This is a genomic window from Streptomyces hyderabadensis (assembly GCF_020404845.1).
Lineage (GTDB): Bacteria > Actinomycetota > Actinomycetes > Streptomycetales > Streptomycetaceae > Streptomyces > Streptomyces hyderabadensis.
Window position 1 is genome coordinate 1 of sequence record NZ_JAIOJZ010000008.1, and the last position, 16,468, is coordinate 16,468.

General features: G+C 71.8%; 17 protein-coding genes. 2 read left to right on the plus strand and 15 right to left on the minus strand.

The annotated features are described in order from the left end of the window. The 10 genes from K7854_RS08585 to K7854_RS08630 form a co-directional block, all read right to left on the minus strand. Positions 1-751 (minus strand): alpha/beta fold hydrolase (locus K7854_RS08585; RefSeq protein WP_226025783.1); only part of this gene is annotated, 751 nt, incomplete at its 3' end. A gap of 26 nt (positions 752-777) precedes the next feature. Continuing rightward, positions 778-1,149 carry a VOC family protein gene (locus K7854_RS08590; RefSeq protein WP_226025784.1) on the minus strand — a complete coding sequence of 124 codons (372 nt, stop codon included), beginning with the start codon at positions 1,147-1,149 and terminating at the stop codon, positions 778-780. Beyond that, positions 1,146-1,922, minus strand: coding sequence for a fumarylacetoacetate hydrolase family protein (locus K7854_RS08595; RefSeq protein WP_226025785.1), 777 nt, complete (start codon positions 1,920-1,922; stop codon positions 1,146-1,148). The genes K7854_RS08590 and K7854_RS08595 overlap by 4 nt, the downstream gene beginning before the upstream one ends. Then, positions 1,919-3,367 (minus strand): NAD-dependent succinate-semialdehyde dehydrogenase, encoded by a 1,449-nt coding sequence (locus tag K7854_RS08600; RefSeq protein ID WP_226025786.1) that lies wholly within the window; start codon positions 3,365-3,367, stop codon positions 1,919-1,921. Before K7854_RS08600 ends, K7854_RS08595 begins: the two co-directional genes overlap by 4 nt. A gap of 22 nt (positions 3,368-3,389) precedes the next feature. Continuing rightward, positions 3,390-4,307, minus strand: coding sequence for a VOC family protein (locus tag K7854_RS08605; RefSeq protein ID WP_226025787.1), 918 nt, complete (start codon positions 4,305-4,307; stop codon positions 3,390-3,392). A gap of 109 nt (positions 4,308-4,416) precedes the next feature. Then, positions 4,417-5,328: a LysR family transcriptional regulator gene (locus tag K7854_RS08610; RefSeq protein WP_226025788.1), complete on the minus strand. Its 912-nt coding sequence runs from the start codon at positions 5,326-5,328 to the stop codon at positions 4,417-4,419. A gap of 54 nt (positions 5,329-5,382) precedes the next feature. After that, the gene (locus K7854_RS08615; protein ID WP_226025789.1) at positions 5,383-6,366 is read right to left on the minus strand and encodes a sugar ABC transporter substrate-binding protein; all 984 of its coding nucleotides are present in this window, start codon (positions 6,364-6,366) and stop codon (positions 5,383-5,385) included. 122 nt (positions 6,367-6,488) lie between these two features. Continuing rightward, a complete protein-coding gene (locus K7854_RS08620; RefSeq protein ID WP_226025790.1) occupies positions 6,489-7,511 on the minus strand; it encodes an ABC transporter permease in 1,023 nt (340 codons plus the stop codon). Further along, complete coding sequence (locus tag K7854_RS37660) at positions 7,508-9,019, minus strand: sugar ABC transporter ATP-binding protein (protein WP_226025791.1); 1,512 nt, start codon at positions 9,017-9,019, stop codon at positions 7,508-7,510. The genes K7854_RS08620 and K7854_RS37660 overlap by 4 nt, the downstream gene beginning before the upstream one ends. Next, positions 9,016-9,579: a carboxymuconolactone decarboxylase family protein gene (locus tag K7854_RS08630; protein WP_226025934.1), complete on the minus strand. Its 564-nt coding sequence runs from the start codon at positions 9,577-9,579 to the stop codon at positions 9,016-9,018. Before K7854_RS08630 ends, K7854_RS37660 begins: the two co-directional genes overlap by 4 nt. 266 nt (positions 9,580-9,845) lie before the next feature. Here K7854_RS08630 and K7854_RS08635 point away from each other — a divergent pair, with 266 nt between their 5' ends. Together K7854_RS08635 and K7854_RS08640 are read left to right on the plus strand one after the other, a co-directional pair. Beyond that, positions 9,846-10,250 carry a cupin domain-containing protein gene (locus K7854_RS08635; RefSeq protein ID WP_226025792.1) on the plus strand — a complete coding sequence of 135 codons (405 nt, stop codon included), beginning with the start codon at positions 9,846-9,848 and terminating at the stop codon, positions 10,248-10,250. A gap of 54 nt (positions 10,251-10,304) precedes the next feature. Continuing rightward, a complete protein-coding gene (locus K7854_RS08640; RefSeq protein WP_226025793.1) occupies positions 10,305-11,279 on the plus strand; it encodes a bile acid:sodium symporter family protein in 975 nt (324 codons plus the stop codon). 130 nt (positions 11,280-11,409) lie between these two features. Here the strand turns inward: K7854_RS08640 and K7854_RS08645 are convergent, their stop codons facing one another. The 5 genes from K7854_RS08645 to K7854_RS08665 all read right to left on the minus strand — a co-directional run bounded on the left by K7854_RS08645 (position 11,410) and on the right by K7854_RS08665 (position 16,422). Next, positions 11,410-12,717 (minus strand): MFS transporter, encoded by a 1,308-nt coding sequence (locus K7854_RS08645; protein WP_226025794.1) that lies wholly within the window; start codon positions 12,715-12,717, stop codon positions 11,410-11,412. A 199-nt stretch (positions 12,718-12,916) separates the two neighbouring features. Continuing rightward, positions 12,917-13,867, minus strand: coding sequence for a VOC family protein (locus K7854_RS08650; RefSeq protein WP_226025795.1), 951 nt, complete (start codon positions 13,865-13,867; stop codon positions 12,917-12,919). Further along, positions 13,848-14,969, minus strand: coding sequence for a 4-oxalomesaconate tautomerase (locus tag K7854_RS08655; RefSeq protein ID WP_308112531.1), 1,122 nt, complete (start codon positions 14,967-14,969; stop codon positions 13,848-13,850). The genes K7854_RS08650 and K7854_RS08655 overlap by 20 nt, the downstream gene beginning before the upstream one ends. Continuing rightward, a complete protein-coding gene (locus tag K7854_RS08660) occupies positions 14,966-15,673 on the minus strand; it encodes a 4-carboxy-4-hydroxy-2-oxoadipate aldolase/oxaloacetate decarboxylase (RefSeq protein ID WP_226025796.1) in 708 nt (235 codons plus the stop codon). The genes K7854_RS08655 and K7854_RS08660 overlap by 4 nt, the downstream gene beginning before the upstream one ends. Next, entirely contained in the window at positions 15,670-16,422 is a 753-nt protein-coding gene (locus K7854_RS08665) for a PIG-L deacetylase family protein (protein ID WP_226025797.1), read from the minus strand. The genes K7854_RS08660 and K7854_RS08665 overlap by 4 nt, the downstream gene beginning before the upstream one ends. Positions 16,423-16,468: the final 46 nt, after the last annotated feature.

Genomic DNA, 16,468 nt, shown 5'->3' on the forward strand with positions numbered 1-16,468 from the left:
GCAGGCGGGCGACGGCCGCGTTGTACGGCTCGGGTGTCTCCCAGTACATGGAGTGCGGGGCGCCGGGGACGATTTCCAGGTGCGAGCCGGGCAGCAGTTCGTGGGCGCGGGTGACGGTCTTGACGCCGAGTACGGCGTCCCGCTCGCCGGCGAGGAAGGCGATCCTGACGCCGGAGGCCTGGATCTCCTCCAGCGAGGGACCGTTGGTGTCGAGGTTGCGCAGGTCCTGCATCCGGGCGACGTTGAAGGTGCCCATCTGCTGGAAGAGGAAGGTGAGGTCGGCGCGCCGCTGCTGGAACGACGTGGTCAGCAGGCGGTCGATCACCGGGAGCTTGACGGCCTCGGCGCGGTCGGCGGCGGCCAGTTCCCGCAGCTCGGGGTGGCTGATGCCGCCGAGGGAGTGGCCGAGGACGACGCTGCTGACCCGCTCGGGCCGCAGCAGACCGGCGCGGAGCGCGGCGACCGAGCCGATGGACTGGCCGACCAGCATGACGTCGGTGAGGTCCTCGGCCTCCAGGACCGCGACGACGTCGCCGGGGAAGTCCTGGCCGTCGAACTCGGGCATGGAGCTGTCGGACCTGCCGAAGCCGCGCAGGTCGAGCGTGACGACGGTGAACTCCTCGCGCAGGGCGGCGACCTGCTGCCACCAGGCGGCGTGGTGGCCGCCGCTGCCGTGCACGAACAGGATCGCCGGACCGCTGCCGTGGCGCTCGTAGTAGAGGGAGGTGCCGTCGGAGTCGGCGTAGGGCATGACAGGTAACTCCTCAGCGAGCGTGCTCAGTTGGGGCGCTTGGCGTGGTGGACCAGCTCGATCATGGTGTGGTCGGGGTCGTGGATGTAGCAGAACTTGGACTGGTTCTCGGGGCGCTGGATCGGCCGGGTGTGCCGGATGCCCAGCTCCCCCAGGTGGGCGAGGAAGTCGTCCCAGTCGTCGACCTCGACGGCGAAGTGGTAGGGCGCCATGCGCTCCATCTCCTCGACCGGTGTGAAGTGCAGGTCGAAGTTGCCCCGGGTCATCAGCACCACGCGGGTGTTGGACTTGGGCGTGATCCGCTTCATGCCGAAGACCTTGGCGTACCAGGCGGCGGTCCGGTCGGGGTCGGTGGTGGGGAAGTTGACGTGGTGGATGTAGCGGGGTTCCGCGCTCATGAGTGATTCCCTTCCAGGAGTACGGGGTTGGACAGCACACCGATGCCGTCGATCTCGACCTCCACGGTGTCGCCGGGTTCGAGGTGGCAGGTGGACTCGGCACCCATCCACAGCACGTCGCCGGGGTGCATGGTGAGGTGCTTGGTGATCTCGACGATGTAGGCGTAGGGGTCGAAGACCATGTCGCCGGTCGGGAACCGGGCCCGCTCGGCGCCGTTAACGCGGAGCGTGGTGGTACCGGCGAGGGCGTCGGCGTCGGTCTCGATCCAGGGGCCCATCGGCTTGAAGGTGTCGCTGTTCTTGCTGCGCCAGAAGGTGCGGTCCTGGTGCTGCCAGGTGCGCGCGCTGATGTCGTTCCCGATGGTCCAGCCGAAGATCGCCTCGCGGGCCTCGGCGCGGGTGGCGCGGCGCAGGGTGCGGCCGATGACGGCGACGAGTTCGGGCTCGGCCTCGAAGCGGCCGGTGACGGCGGCCGGTTTGACGATGGGCGAGAGGTGGCCGGTGAGGGCGTTGTTGGCCCGGTAGCCGACCTCGGGGCGCTCGGGTGTGGCGGCCTTGGCGTGGGCGATGTGCCGGGGGTAGTTCATGCCGACGGCGTAGAAGACGGGCGGCACGACGGGCGGCAGCCAGTGGGCGTCGGCGCGCGGCACCGTGCCGATGACGTCGGGGGCGGTGGGGCCTTCGAGCGGGGAGCCGGAGAGCAGGTGGACGTCCCGCTCCCCCACCCGGCCCCAGACCGCCCGCCCGCCGACCGAGAGGCGTGCGTACCTCATGGCGCCAGCAGGTGGGAGACGCGCTTGGTGATCAGGTAGGCGTCCAGGGCCTCGGGGCCGCCCTCGCGGCCGTAGCCGCTGTCCTTGACGCCGCCGGAGGGGGCCTCGTGGACGGAGCCGCCGCAGTGGTTGATCGAGAGGATGCCGGCCTCCAGCTCGGCGGAGAGCCGCTCGGCGGTCGCGGCGGAGTCGGTGAACCCGTAGGCGGCCAGTCCGTACGGCAGCGCGTTGGCGGTGGCGAGGGCGTCGTCGAGATCGGTGAACGGCATGATCGGAGCCAGCGGCCCGAACGGCTCCTCGGACAGCAGCTGTGCGTCGTCGGGTACGTCGGTGAGGACGGTCGGCGCGAAGTAGTGGCCGGGCCGGTCGGGGCGCTCGCCGCCGGTGAGGATCTTGGCGCCGCGGTCGACGGCGTCGGCGGTGAGCCGCTCCATGGCCGCCAGGCGGCGCTCGTTGGCGAGCGGGCCCATGGTGGTGCCCTCGTCCAGGCCGTTGCCGACGACGACCGCCTCGGCGGACCTGACGAACTCGGCGGTGAACTCGGCGACGATCGACTCGTGGACGAGGAACCGGCTGGGCGAGGTGCACACCTGCCCGGCGTTGGCCCATTTGGCGCGGGCCGCCCTGCGGGCCGTCGTCACGGGGTCGGCGTCCGCGCACACGATCACCGGCGCGTGGCCGCCCAGTTCCATCAGGGAGGGCTTCATGACCTCGCCCGCCCGGGCCGCGAGGAGCTTGCCGACGGGGACGGAGCCGGTGAAGGCGACCAGGCGGGTGACCGGGGAGGAGATGAGGCGTTCGGAGACCTCTGCGGGGTCGCCGAAGACGAGGTTGAGGACGCCGGGCGGCAGTCCCGCGTCGGCGTAGCAGCGGACCAGTTCCGCGGCCGTGGCCGGGGTCTCCTCGGAGGCCTTGACGACCAGCGAGCAGCCGGCCGAGAGGGCCGAGGAGATCTTGCGGTTGGGCCCGCCGACGGGGAAGTTCCAGGGAACGAGGGCGGCGACCGGGCCGATCGGTTCGCGGCGCACGGTGAGCACGGTGCCGGGGTCGGTGGGGACGATGCGGCCGTAGGCGCGGCGGGCGTCGTCGGCGTGCCAGCGCAGGGTCTCGGCGGTGCGGCGGGCCTCACCGGTGGATTCGCGCAGCGGCTTGCCCTGCTCCCGGGTGGCGGTCCGGCCGATCCGCGCCGCGCGCTCGGCGATCAGGCCGGCGGCGGCGTGCAGGATGCGGGTGCGCTCGGTGACGGGGGTCGCGCGCCACACCTCGAAGCCCTCGGCGGCGGCGTCGAGAGCGCGGTCCAGGTCCGAGGCGGTGGCCAGGGGGACGTCCCCGATCACCTCCGCGGTGGCGGGGTCGACGATCGGGGCGGTGCGTCCGCTCCCGCCCTGGCACCACTCGCCCGCGATGTACATGCGGGCGGCGGGGTGGCCGTGGTCGGTGGTCATGGATGGGTGCCCTCTCAGGGATTCAGGAGGCGGGGGCGTCCTGGTCGCGGTTGGTGCGCAGGGCCCAGATGTGGTGCGGCGGGGTGGTCTCGTGGACGCGGGTCTCGTAGGTGTCGTCGACCCGGTCCATGTCGGCGGCGTACTCGACGCGCCCGCCGCAGGGGGCGTGCAGGAAGCGGAAGACGTTGGAGCCGATGGTGTGCCGGCCCAGTCTGCGGGCCTCCCGCCAGCCCCGCTCGATCATGAAGTTGCCGCCTTCGACCACGTCGTCGAAGCCGGGGACCTCGTAGGCGATGTGGTTGACCCCGGCCCGGTCGGGGCGGTGGCACAGCAGCATGGTGTGCTGGTCGTCGTCGCCGGGTGCCTGCATGAAGACACCCATGGGCTCGACCACGTCGGTGGGGCGGAAGCCGAGCAGGTCGGTGTAGAAGGCGACGGCCTCCTCCTTGCCCTCCTTGGCGATGTTGAGGGCGACGTGGCACATGCGCAGCGGGTGGGCGCGGACGACCGGGTCCAGGGCGCGGTTCCACCGGTTGACGCTGCCCAGGGTGTTGGCGGGGCGCGGTTGGACGGCCGGCCGCCTGGGCCTGGCGAGGGTGAGGCCGACGCCGAAGCCGCTGCGGTCGACGGTGTGGTGGACGCCGTCGGCGCTCTCGCGGACCTCGCGGTCCCGGCCCACGGCGGCGACCAGGCGGTCGAGTTCCTCGTGGGTGTCGACGCCCCAGACCACCTCCCGCAGGGTGGGCCCGCTCTCCACCGGGGCCGGCAGCAGCGGGCCGGGGTCGGTGTCGAGGTGGAGGGTCTGTCCGGTGCGCGTCTCGAACACCGCGTGTTCGTCGGTCCGCTCCACCTGGAAGAGGCCGAAGTCCTCGAAGAACCGCGCGCAGGTGTCGAGGTCGTCTATGCCGTAGGTGACCGATTCGATTCTCTGGATTCCCATGGGTCCTCGTTTCCGTCTCGCCCGGCGAGCGTAGGTTTGCGTGAGCGGGCGCCTCAATGGGCTGGGGCGCCCGCGGTTCGCAATCGTTTCTTGCGCCTTCGTCCGGTACTCACGGACGGATGCCGGGAATGGGATTCCGGGCGAACCAGCCGGCCAGGAAGTCCAGGAAGACGCTGACCTTGCGCGGGGTGTCCCGGCCGGGTCCGTAGATCGCGTACAGGGGCCGGTCCGGCACGGCCAGTTCCGGCAGCAGCACCTGGAGGGCGCCGGAGACGAGGTCGTCGTAGGCCGGCCGCTGGGGCAGCAGGGCGATCCCCCGGCCGTGTACGGCGGCCTTCTGCAGGGCGATGTAGGAGTTCGACGAGAAGGCGATGTTGCGGATCTTGTGCAGGGTGCTGGCGTGTCCGTGGCCGATCCGCCACACCGGGTCGTTGAGGTGCACCAGGCAGTCGTGGGCGGCCAGGTCGTTGGGGTGCGAGAGGGAGCCGTGCTGCTTGATGTACTCCTCGGACGCGCACAGGACGAACGGCAGCGAGGAGATCTTCTTCAGGCGGACGCTCGAATCCCTCAGGTCGCGGGTGTGGAAGGCGATGTCGAATCCGCTGTCCAGGAAATCGTAGGTGCGGTCGGACATTCCCCCCAGTTCGAACCGGATCTGTATTTTCGGGTGGGCGGCGGAAAACGCGGCGATGGCGTCGCCGAGATCCAGGCTGCCTATCCATTTGGGGCAGATGACGCTGAGCGTGCCTTCGGCGCGGTCGTGCAGCTGGGCGATGCCGGCGTCCTCGGCCTCGATCTCGTCCAGGATGCGGGCGGCGAATTCCGCGTAGCGCCTGCCCGGTTCGGTCAGGCTCACCGAGCGGGCGGTGCGGTTCACCAGCCGCACCCCCACCTGGCGTTCCAGTTCGGCCACGTGCCGGGACACCAGCGACCCGGACGAGCCGAGCTTCTTGGCGGCCCCGCTGAAGCTGCCCACCTGGGCGACGGTGACGAAGCTGTGCATGAGGAGCAGGCGGTCCATGTTCTTCCTCCCAAGGCCCGACGCTGAGTCGGGCGCCGGTTCCCGGTGGGGGCCCTACTTGGGGCAGTACTGGGGAGCCTCGCTCAGGTTTTCCTTGGTGACCAAGACAAGAGGAATGTCGGAGATCTTGTCAACACCCTGGTCGCCGCCGTTCTGCTCCCCCTTGTCGAGCAGCGAGACGGTGCTCTTGACCGCGGTCTGTCCGATGGTCGCCGCCGAGTTCGCGACGGTGGCGGACAGCCGGCCGTCCTTCACCGCGGCGACGCCCTCCTCGGTGCCGTTGACGGACACGATCTTCACGTCCTTGGCGCCGGCGGCGTCGAAGGCCTTGCGGACGGCGAACGCCATCTCCTCGTTGGCAACGAAGGCGTAGTCCAGGTCGGGGTGCGACTGGATCATGTTCTCGGCGACGTCCTGGGCCTTGGCGGGGTTGAACATGCCGGGCTGGTTGGCGACCACCCTCGCGGTCTTCGGCAGGGCATCCTCGAAGCCGCCGACGAGCAGGTCGGAGGCGGCGCCGGGGGCACCCGCCACCACACCGACGGTCACGTTCCTGCCACCCGCGTCCTCGGCGATCCACCCGGCGTCCATCGCGCCGACCTTCTTCAGGTCGACGACCGCGGCGCCGAGCACGTCCGCCATGTCGGAGGTGGCCACGGAGGTCAGGTAGATGGGGATGCCGGCGCTCTTGGCCTTGGCTATGTCGCCCTCGAGCGCGTCCACGTTCACGGTCTGCACGATCAGGGCGTCCACGTTGCGGGCGATCATGTCCTCGATGTTGGACAGTTCGGTCCCGGCGTCCTGCTTGGAGTTGGCCGAGTAGACCTTGGCGTCCTGTGCCTCGGCCTCCTGCTCGACCGCGCGCAGCAGACAGGTGTGGAAGTGGGTGTTGGAGCCGTTGACGAACCCGAGGGAGACCGAGCCGTCGGCGGCGCCCCCGCTGTCGTTCCCGGAGCCGCAGCCGGCCAGTACCAGGGCGGCGACGCCGGCGAGCGAGGCCGCGGCGGAGCGGCGGCGGGAGGGGGCGGTGGACTTCATGGGTCGGGCCTTTCCTGCATCGTTGAAGAGAAGGTGCGTGCGTGGAGAGAGGGTGCGTGCGTGGAGAAGGTGCGTGCCTGAACGGAAGGTGCTTGCTGGTCTGGGAGGGTGGCGGGGCCCCGCTAGTGGCCCGGGGACGACTTGCGCTGGACCTCGTTGATGATCGCCGCGACCAGCAGGACGCCGCCGGTGACGACGAGTTGGTAGTTGCTGTTGACCTGGAGCAGGTTCAGGGCGTTGGCGACCACGCCGAGCAGCACGACGCCGAACACCGTGCCGACGACGGTGCCGTGGCCGCCGGCGAGCGAGGTCCCGCCGATGACCACGGCGGCGACCGCGGTCAGCTGGGTCTGGAGACCCGCCGTGTTGGGGGCGGCGGCGCCCAGCCGGGAGAGCAGCATCAGCCCGGCGAGTCCGGCCAGCACGCCGGCGAGGGCGTACAGGGCGAGCTTGCGCGCGTTGACGTTGATGCCGCTGAGCCGGGCGACGTGCTCGTTGCCGCCCATCGCGAAGGCGTCCCGGCCGAAGGTGGTGAAGCGCATGGTCACCCCGGTCAGCGCCAGGACCAGCACCGCGACCACGGTCAGGTAGGGCACGCCGACGACCTCGTCGTTGCCGAGCGAGGACATCTTGTCGCCGATGGTGACGCTCATGCCGTCCAGGACGAGCAGGGCGACCCCGTCGAGGAGCATCGCCGAGGCGAGGGTGGCGACGAAGGGCGCGACCCGGGTGTACGTCACCACCAGCCCGTTGACCAGCCCGATCAGCGTGGCCAGGGCCAGGCAGACGACCACGACGGCGGGCGTGGACCAGCCGCCGTCGATCAGCTGGGCGCCCACGCACAGGGTGACGGCCGCGTTGCTGCCCATGGAGAAGTCCATGCCGCCCGCGGTCATCAGCAGGGTCAGTCCGGCCGCGATGACGGCGTTCACGCTGACCTGGCGCAGCACGTTGAGCAGGTTCTGCGAGGAGGTGAAGGCGTCGGCCTGGAGGGCGGTGAACACGCACACCAGGATCAGTACGACGACCAGTCCGCCGTGCGGGACGTGCAGCAGCCCGCGGGCCGTGGACCGGGACGGCGCTCGGCGTTCGGAGGGGCCGCCGGACGCGACGTCCGGGGCGGCGGAGGGGGTTTTGAGGCTCACTGCGGTTGACCTCCGAGTGCGGTCGCGACGAGTTCGTCGCGGGTGATGGCGGTGATGTCGTGCTCGCCGACCGTGCGGCCCGCGCTCACGACGACGACCCGGTCGGCCAGCCGCATGACCTCCTCGGCGGAGGAGGAGGCGAGCAGGACGGCGACTCCGCGGGCGGCGAGGTCGTCGACGAGGGTGTGGATGTCGGCCATGGCGGCGACGTCCACGCCGTTGGTGGGGTCCTCCAGGAAGCAGGCGACCGGCTCGGTCTCCAGCCACTTGCCGAGCAGCACCTTCTGCTGGTTGCCGCCGGACAGGGAGCCGACCGGCGGGTTGCCGCTCAGCGCGACGACGCCGTAGGCGTCCCGGACCGGGGCGGCGCGGCGGGCCAGGTCGGCGCTGCGGTGCAGCCGGCGCCGGGCGAAGCGGTCGCCGGCCAGCATCAGGTTCTCGTCCACGGTCATGCTCTGGACCAGGCCGAGCGAGCGGCGGTCCCCGGTGACGCAGCGCAGCCCGCCGGCGAGCGCGGCGCCCACCCGGCCCGGGGGCACCGGCCGGCCGTCGACGAGGACCTCGCCGGCGTCGGGGCGCACCCGTCCGGAGAGCAGGTCGAAGAGCCGCGACTGCGCGTCCCCGGCGGGCCCGAGGACGGCGACGATCTCGCCCTTGCGCACCTCGACGGTGAAGTCGCGGACGGCGTGGCCGTGGCTGAGCCCGCGGACGGCGAGTCCGGGTTCGTCCCGGGGTGCGGGGCGCTCGGGGCGGCGCGAGACGACGTCCCGGCCGACCATGTCGCGGACCAGCGCGGCCGGGTCGGTCTCCGCGGCCGGGGCGCTGCGCACCAGGCCGCCGTCGCGCAGCACGGTGACCCGGTCGGCGACGGACATGACCTCGTCGATGTAGTGGGAGATGTAGACGACGGCGACGCCCTCGTCGCGCAGCCTGCGCACCAGGGCGCGGACCTGTCCCGCGTCCCTGGCGCTGAGGCAGGCGGTGGGCTCGTCCAGGATGAGCACCCGGCCGCCGCGCCGGACCTCGCGCGCCACCTCGACCATGGTCTGCTCGGCGACGGTGAGGGAGCCCGCGACCCGCTGGACGTCGATGTCGATGCCGAGGCCGGACAGGGCGGCGCCGGCCCGGGCGCGGACGGCCTTCCAGTCGACGGCGCCGAAGCGCCGGGTCGGCAGGTCGCCCAGCATGATGTTCTCGGCGACGGTCAGGCCCATGGCCAGTTCGCGGCGCTGCGGCACCGAGGAGACGCCGAGCCCGCGGGCCCTGCGCACGTTCAGTCCGGTGTGCCGGTGCCCGTCCACCTCGATGGTGCCGCCGTCGGGCTGGTGCACGCCGCACAGCACCTGGACGAGGGTGGACTTGCCGGCGCCGTTCATGCCCATCAGGGCGTGTATCTCCCCGGGGTACAGGTCGAGGTCGACGCCTTTGAGCGCGGCCGCTCCGCCGAAGCTCTTGGTGACGCCGCGCACGCGGACCACGGGGCCGGTCGTCGTGGCGGGCGAGGTCACGGCCGCGGCCCGTCGGTCTCGGTGCGGACCCGGCCGTAGCCGCGGACGTCGGGGAAGGGGGGTTCCTTGTCGGGCTGGAGGTCCACCTGGAAGGTGTTGAGGCACATGCCGAGCATGGTGAAGTTGCCGAGGGCGCCGATGGTGTCGACCAGGCCCTTGTTGCCGAAGTGGCGCTGCGCCGCGGCGAAGGTGGCGTCGCTGACGAAGTGCTCTTCCAGGATCTCCTTGCAGAACTGGTAGAACGCCTGGTCGGCCTCGTTGTCGAAGACCGCCTCGCGCTTCTCGGCGATGGCCTTGACTGCGGCCTCGGGGACCCCGGCCTCGATCGCCTGGTGCACGTGCGCGTTCCAGGAGTACTGCGCGTCCCAGTTGCGGGCCGCCATGAGCAGTGACAGCTCCCGCAGGTGCTTGGGCAGCCCGCAGTCGAAGCGGGCGAACGCGCCGAGGGACTCTGCCCGTTCGCACATCTCGGGGCTGTGCAGCCACACCCGGAAGGGGCCGCGGACCGCGCCGCGGCGGCCGGCGATCCGGGCGGCCAGCTCCTGCTGGCGCGGGTCCATTTCCTCTTCGGTGAGAACGGGGAGCCTCATCTGGCCGATACCTGCCTTTTCTTTCCGGCGCGTTACCGCAACAAGACGGAGGAGCCGTGCGGTGTCGGTGACGGTACAGCCGGGCGGAGAAGGCTCACCCCTCTCGGACTGCAACGTAAACCTGCACGCCGGAGGGCACCGTTTCGGATCGGCGCGACCTAACGTCGGTCGTCGCGACCCGTGCGCGACCCGCGCGAGAAGTGCGCGGGACACAGTGGAGTGGAGAGGAATCCGGGATGACCACCATCATCAAGGCCGCGTCCGTGCCCCTGCTCGACCGGGGCGGGGCCGTCGTGACGACACCCCTGATCACCACGCCGTCGGCGGGCGGCGAGAACCTGATCACGAGTGGCATGAGCGTGTACCCGGTGGGCTCCGGGGCGCCGTTGCACTCGCACAACTGCGACGAGCACGTGACGGTCCTCGAAGGGGACGCGGAGGTGTGGGTCGACGGCGAGGTGACGAAGCTGGAGCGGTTCGACACCACGTACATCCCCTCCCCCGTCCCCCACCTGTTCCGCAACGTGGGCGACACGCCGCTGCGCATCCTGTGGGTGTACTCCTCGGGCCATGTGACGCGGACGTTCACCGAGACGGGCCGGACGGTGGAGCACCTGTCGCCGGCCGACCAGATGGGCTGATCACATCGCGAGACGCCTTTGCGTCACGCCGCCCACCAGGCGTTACCTCGCACGGTGCGAACCGAAAGAACCGCGAACAACGAACGTGCCGAACATCCCGGTGAGGACGTCACCGGCGACCGCTCCGCGCGGCGTGCCGTGACCGTCTTCCCGGTCCTCGTCCTGCTGGCCGGCGCCCTCGGGCTGCTGCTCCCCGGGAGTTTCACCGGGTGGAGCGAGGCGGTGCCGTACCTGCTGGGCGTCGTGATGTTCTGCATGGGCATCACCATGACCCCGGAGGACTTCCACGGGGTCGTGCGGCGTCCCTGGGCGGTCGCGCTGGGGCTCGTCGCCCACTACGTCATCATGCCGGGCCTCGGCTGGGCGATCGCCCACCTGCTCGATCTGCCGCCGCAGCTCGCCGCCGGCGTCATCCTGGTGGGCTGCGCGCCCAGCGGCACGGCCTCCAACGTGGTGACCTACCTGGCCCGCGGCGACGTCGCGCTGTCCGTCTCCGTCGCGACCGTCTCCACGCTGGTCGCCCCGCTGGTCACCCCGCCGCTGACGCTGCTGCTGGCCGGCGAGTACCTCCCGGTGGACGCCGGGTCCATGGTCACCGACATCCTCAAGACGGTGCTGCTGCCGGTCCTCGCGGGCGTCGTCGTACGGCTGCTCGCGGGCCGGTACGTGCAGCGGGCGCTGCCGGCGCTGCCCTGGCTGTCCGCGCTGACGATCTCCGTGATCGTGACCGTCGTGGTGGCCGGCAGCGCGGACGCCATCAAGTCGGCGGCGGGGCTGGTGTTCGTCGCCGTCGTGCTGCACAACGGGCTGGGTCTGGCCCTCGGTTACGGCGCGGGGCGCCTCGGGCGGCTGGGTGAGCCCGGCAGTCGGGCCATGGCCTTCGAGGTCGGCATGCAGAACTCCGGCCTCGCCGCGTCGCTGGCCACCGCGCACTTCAGCCCGCTGGCGGCGTTGCCGGCCGCGGTCTTCTCCGTGTGGCACAACGTGTCCGGTGCGGTGGTTGCCGCGTGGCTGTCGCGGCGGCGGTGACCTGCGGCCGGCTGGGCGGGGTAGCGCCGTTCCGCCGGGGGCGGTGGCCGGGCGCGGGTGCGTCGTGGCTGGTCGCGCTCGCGCGGCGGAGCCGCACCATGTTACAGCCCCGCGCCCCTTCGGGGCGCGTTCAGTGGGCCGGGGCCAGCTTGGGGCTGGCGGCTGTCGTGCGCAGGGACGCGATGCCGATGAAGACCATGGACGAGAAGCCGGCGATGGCGAAGGCGGTGAAGCCCCAGTCGCCCTTGTCCGCGGCGAGCAGCTGGCCGCCGAGCCACGGACCGAAGACCGCGCCGAAGCGGCCCATGCCGGAGGTCCAGCCGACCGCGGTGGCGCGGTTGGCCGGGGTGGAGCCGATGGAGACGGTCGCGTAGATCATGGTCTGGGCGCTGTTGAGGAAGACGCCGGTCAGGAAGACGACCGCGAAGGTCAGCGCCAGCGGCATGTGGACGCTGAGCAGGAAGACGCCGCAGGCGGTCAGCGCGAACCAGATGGCCGAGATGCGCGGGGCGCCGAACCGGTCCGAGGCGCGGCCCGCGACCAGCATGCCGACGATGCCGCCGAGGTTGAACAGCACGACGAAGGTGAGCGCCGAGCCCAGTTCGTAGCCCTCGCTGCGCATGAGGGTGGGCAGCCAGGTGGCGACGCCGTAGACGAGCAGCAGTCCGCCGAAGGAGGCCAGCCAGTACAGCAGGGTCTGGATCCACTCGCGGCCGCGGAAGAGGTTGGCGAGGGCCTCCCAGCGGGCGGTGGCGGGCCGGCCGGCCGGGGCGGCGGGGAGTTCGACGTCGTAGCGGCCGGCCAGGGCGCGGGCCTCCTCGGTGCGGCCCTGGGCGACGAGGAAGCTGAGCGACTCGGGCAGGAACTTCAGCAGCACCGGGACGAAGAGCAGCGGCACCACGCAGACCCAGAAGGCCGAGCGCCAGCCGAGCGGTTCGACGATCCACAGGGCGACGTAGGCGGAGAGGATGCCGCCGGCGTGGTGGGCGGTCATCAGCAGGCCGATGGTGATCGCGGCGCGGCCCCGGGGGGCGTAGTCGGAGACCATGCTGATCGCGGTCGGCAGCAGTCCGCCGAGGCCGACACCGGCGAGGGTACGGCCGAGCCCGAAGACGCCGACGCTTCCGGCGATCGCGCACAGGCCGGAGGCCAGGGAGAAGAGCGCGACGCAGGAGACCATCAGCTTCTTGCGGCCGATGCGGTCGGCGACCGTGCCCGCGGCCAGCGCGCCGACCAGCATGCCGAAGGTGGCGTAGCTGCCGAGGTCGCCGGCCTGGCCGGAGGTGATGCCGAGGGCCTTCTCCTGAAGCATGTGGGGCAGCACGGAGCCGTAGATGAACATGTCCAGACCGTCGAAGAGGACGGCCAGCCAGCAGAGGCCGACGACCAGCAGGGCCAGTCTGCTGCCGCGGGCGGACAGCGCGGGTGAGGAGGACATCGTTGTTTCCTCTCGTCCAGGAGGCGGTGCCTGGAGGGGACGTGTGATGGGGCGACGCTAAGGACCGCGAGAACGAGTGTCAACGCTTTTGTTAACAATCTCAGCAACGATTTGGGGGTGGGTCGCGCACGCGGACGTGCGCGACCCACCCCCTGTGAGAAAGCTGTCGGAAAGCTGTCGGGACGGCGTCAGAAAGGCGTCACGCGACCGGCGGAGTGCCGTGGGTGTGGAAGGACTCGATCGTCTTCAGACCCCAGGCCTGGCCCTTCTTCCGTTCCTCCTCGGTCCAGGTGACCAGCGGCCAGTCCGGCGCCAGCACCAGCCGGGTGAGCGGGTTGCACAGCTCGATGCGGTTGCCGCCGGGCTCGTAGACGTACAGGAAGAACGTCTGCTGGATGGCGTGCTTGTGCGGGCCGGTCTCGATGAACACGCCGGTGTCGATGGCGAGGTCGGCGGCGCGCAGGATGTCCTCGCGGGTGTCGGCGGCGAAGGCGATGTGGTGCAGCCGCCCGGAGGAGCCGGTCCAGTCCTCGGTGTAGACGACGTCGTAGGACTTGTTGGTGAAGGTCAGCCAGCGGGCCGCGATCTTCCCGGTGTCGAGCCGGATCTGCTCGGTGGGCCGGGCGCCGAGGAGGTGTTCCTGCCACTCGGCGCTGGCGAGCACGTCGGCGGCGAGGAAGTTGACGTGGTCCAGGCGGCGCACGCCGACGCCCCGGTTGGGTTTGGCCTGCGGCTGGTTCTTGAGGGCGGGCCTGAGGTCCTCGGGCGCCCGGTAGTGCTCGCTCTCCCAGTACAGGGCGTGTTCGTGCCCGTCGGGGTCGGTGGTGAGGTACAGCTTGCCGAGGCCGGGCTCGTCCTCGACCCAGGTGCCGGGCCGTCCCGCCGCCTCCAGGGCCGCCACCCTGCGCCGCAGCGCCTCCTCGCCGGAGGTGCGCAGGGCGAGGCGGCCGAGGCCGGGTTGCTCGCGGGCGGTGAGGACGAGGCTGTGGTGTTCGTAGTCGTCGTAGGTGCGCAGGTAGACGGTGTCGCCCTGCTGCCCGTTGACGGTCAGGCCCAGGAAGTCGGTGAAGAAGGCGACGCTCGCGTCGAGGTCGGGCGTGAAGAGCTGGGCGTGGCCGACGTGGGCGATGTCACCGAGCGGCGGAGTCATGGTGGCCTCCAGGGCGTTGTGCGGGGATCGGTGCCGTCGCGGCGGACCGGGGGAAGACGGTGCCGTCGAAGATCTTGCGCGCGGTGCGTACGACGGCGGTACGCCGGACCACGAGCGGGCCGGGGTCGAGCCGCACGTCCACCTCCAGGAAGCCGGTGGGGTGTTCCACCCGGACCCGGTCGCCGGTCGGAGCGAGGCGGGCGATGCCCTCCCCCACGCCGCCGGGGACGCGCAGCCCGGCCGCGACGCTCGCGGCGCCCAGGACGCCGATGGAGGTGTGGCAGCGCACCGGGATGAAGGTGCGGGTGGCGACTGCACCGCCGTCCCGGGGCGGGGCGAGCAGCGTCAGCTTGGGCACGGTGGCGCCCTCGACGTCGCCGAGGCCCATCAGGTGCCCGGCGGCCAGCCGGATCTCGCGCAGGCGGCCGGCGAGCGCCGCGTCCGCCTCCAGCTCCGCCGGTGTCTCGTACCCGGTGACTCCCAGCGCGGCGGCCGGGATCAGGACCACCGGCATGCCGTTGTCGACGCAGGTCACCTCGGTGCCGGCGACGGTGTCGCGGACGTTGCCGGTGGGCAGCAGGGGGCCGGCGCCCTGCGGGAACTCGATGACGACCGCGGCGGCGGTGCCGGGCACGCCGGATATCGCCGTGTCCCCGTCGTACGCGACGCGCCCGCCCGGGGTCGGGAAGGTCGCGACGGCCAGTTCGCCGGAGTTGAGCATGCGGATGCGTACGGAGGTCTCGGCGTCCCCGGCCGGCACGAGTCCGCGCTCGACGGCGAACGGGCCCACCCCGGCGAGGATGTTGCCGCAATTCTGCCGGTCGGTGACCTCGGGCGTGTCCACGGCGACCTGGAGGAAGAGGTAGTCGACGTCGGCGTCCGGGTCGGCCGAGCCGGAGACCACGGCGACCTTGCTGGTCAGCGGGTGCGCGCCGCCCAGGCCGTCGATCTGGCGCGGGTCGGGGCTGCCCATGGTCCGCAGCAGCAGGTCGTCGCGGGCGGCGGGGTCGGCGGGCAGGTCGGCGGCGAGGAAGTAGGCGCCCTTGGAGGTGCCGCCGCGCATCAGCGTGCAGCGCACCTCCTCGGGCCCGGTGCCGGTCACGGCCGCTCCCCGGCGGTGTACGCGTCGTAGGACTGGTAGGTGACCCCGAGTTCCTTCAGTTTCTCGCGCAACCCGTAGCGGTCCAGGCCGAGTTGGCCGTCGAGGAAGGCGGCGCGGGTGGCGGCCTCCTTCTTCTCGCGGGCCTCGGAGGCCTCCGCGACCTGCCGGGCGCGCTCGCGGGGGACGACCACCACGCCGTCGTCGTCGGCGACGATCACGTCACCGGGGCGGATGACCTGGCCGTCGACGGCGATCGGGACGTTGACCGAGCCCCCGGTGGCCTTGACCGTGCCCTGGGCGGACACGGCACGGGACCAGGCGGCGAAGCCCATCTCGCGCAGTTCCTGGGTGTCGCGGATGCCGGTGTTGAGGACGATGCCGCGCACCCCGCGCCGCTGGAGGGCGGTGGCGAAGAGTTCGCCGAACAGGCCGTCGGTGGACGGGGAGGTGGTGGTGACGACGAGGACGTCGCCCTCGCCGCACTGCTCGACGGCGGCGTGGATCATCAGGTTGTCCCCGGGCCAGCTGAGTACGGTGACCGCGGTGCCCGCGACCCGTACGCCCTGCTGGACGGGGCGGATCCCGGGCCCGAGCAGTCCGGTGCGGCCCATCGCCTCGCTGACCGTGGCCACGCCGTAGGCGGCGAGCGCCTCGACGTCCTCGGCGTCGGCCTTGGGCGGGTTGGTGACGACGACGCCGCTCATGCCAGCTCCTTCGCGATCTGGGGGTAGGGGCGCATGAACGCCTCGGCCATGGTCTTGTGCGCCAGGCCCAGGTTGGGGCCCGCGTTGCGCTTGAGCTGGACGCCCCGGCGGACGGCCAGGTCGGTGTAGTAGTCCCACAGGTGCTGCTGGGCGGCGAGGCACTCCATCGCCTTGCGCTTGGTCTCCCACACCTCGGTGATGTCGAGCAGCACCTCGGGGCGGAAGCCGCTCATCTCGGGCTGGTGCGGCTCGAAGTAGAAGACCGGCGGGGCGCCGATGATCTCGCCCTCGCCCGGGTATCCGATGGCCTGCGCCAGGACGCGCGCCTCCAGGGCCATGCGGTTGGCGGCCGGGTGGTCGCCGTTGTACGGGTCCTCGACCGGGTGGGTGAGCACCACGTCGGGCTGGGTGGCCCGGTAGACCTCGACGAGCCGGTCGGTCAGCTGCGGGGTGACGGCCAGCGGGTAGTCGCCGGCGTCGAAGAAGCGGACCTCGGCGCCCAGGACGGCGGCGGCCTTCTCGGCCTCCTCCCGGCGCAGCGCCTTGATCTCCGCCAGGGTCTTCCCCTCCCGCCAGGCCTTGGCGGACTCGCCGCGCTCGCCGAAGGTCAGGCACGCGATGGTGACCTTCTCCCCGCGCGAGGCGGCCAGGGCGATGGCGCCGCCCGCCCGCCACACGAAGTCCCCCGCGTGCGCGGTGACGACGAGGGTCGAGCGGGGGACGGCGGCGGGCGCGTTGCCGTACGTCATGGGTGACTTCTCCTTGGTGGACAGGTGGCGCCCGCCTCGGTGCCGT

What these genes read in the sequence shown, in the direction of transcription:
- K7854_RS08590 (WP_226025784.1), bottom strand. Translation starts at nt 1,149, where the DNA reads ATGAGCGCGGAACCCCGCTACATCCACCACGTCAACTTCCCCACCACC.
- K7854_RS08595 (WP_226025785.1), bottom strand. Translation starts at nt 1,922, where the DNA reads ATGAGGTACGCACGCCTCTCGGTCGGCGGGCGGGCGGTCTGGGGCCGG.
- K7854_RS08600 (WP_226025786.1), bottom strand. Translation starts at nt 3,367, where the DNA reads ATGACCACCGACCACGGCCACCCCGCCGCCCGCATGTACATCGCGGGC.
- K7854_RS08605 (WP_226025787.1), bottom strand. Translation starts at nt 4,307, where the DNA reads ATGGGAATCCAGAGAATCGAATCGGTCACCTACGGCATAGACGACCTC.
- K7854_RS08610 (WP_226025788.1), bottom strand. Translation starts at nt 5,328, where the DNA reads ATGGACCGCCTGCTCCTCATGCACAGCTTCGTCACCGTCGCCCAGGTG.
- K7854_RS08615 (WP_226025789.1), bottom strand. Translation starts at nt 6,366, where the DNA reads ATGAAGTCCACCGCCCCCTCCCGCCGCCGCTCCGCCGCGGCCTCGCTC.
- K7854_RS08630 (WP_226025934.1), bottom strand. Translation starts at nt 9,579, where the DNA reads ATGGACCCGCGCCAGCAGGAGCTGGCCGCCCGGATCGCCGGCCGCCGC.
- K7854_RS08635 (WP_226025792.1), top strand. Translation starts at nt 9,846, where the DNA reads ATGACCACCATCATCAAGGCCGCGTCCGTGCCCCTGCTCGACCGGGGC.
- K7854_RS08645 (WP_226025794.1), bottom strand. Translation starts at nt 12,717, where the DNA reads ATGTCCTCCTCACCCGCGCTGTCCGCCCGCGGCAGCAGACTGGCCCTG.
- K7854_RS08650 (WP_226025795.1), bottom strand. Translation starts at nt 13,867, where the DNA reads ATGACTCCGCCGCTCGGTGACATCGCCCACGTCGGCCACGCCCAGCTC.
- K7854_RS08660 (WP_226025796.1), bottom strand. Translation starts at nt 15,673, where the DNA reads ATGAGCGGCGTCGTCGTCACCAACCCGCCCAAGGCCGACGCCGAGGAC.
- K7854_RS08665 (WP_226025797.1), bottom strand. Translation starts at nt 16,422, where the DNA reads ATGACGTACGGCAACGCGCCCGCCGCCGTCCCCCGCTCGACCCTCGTC.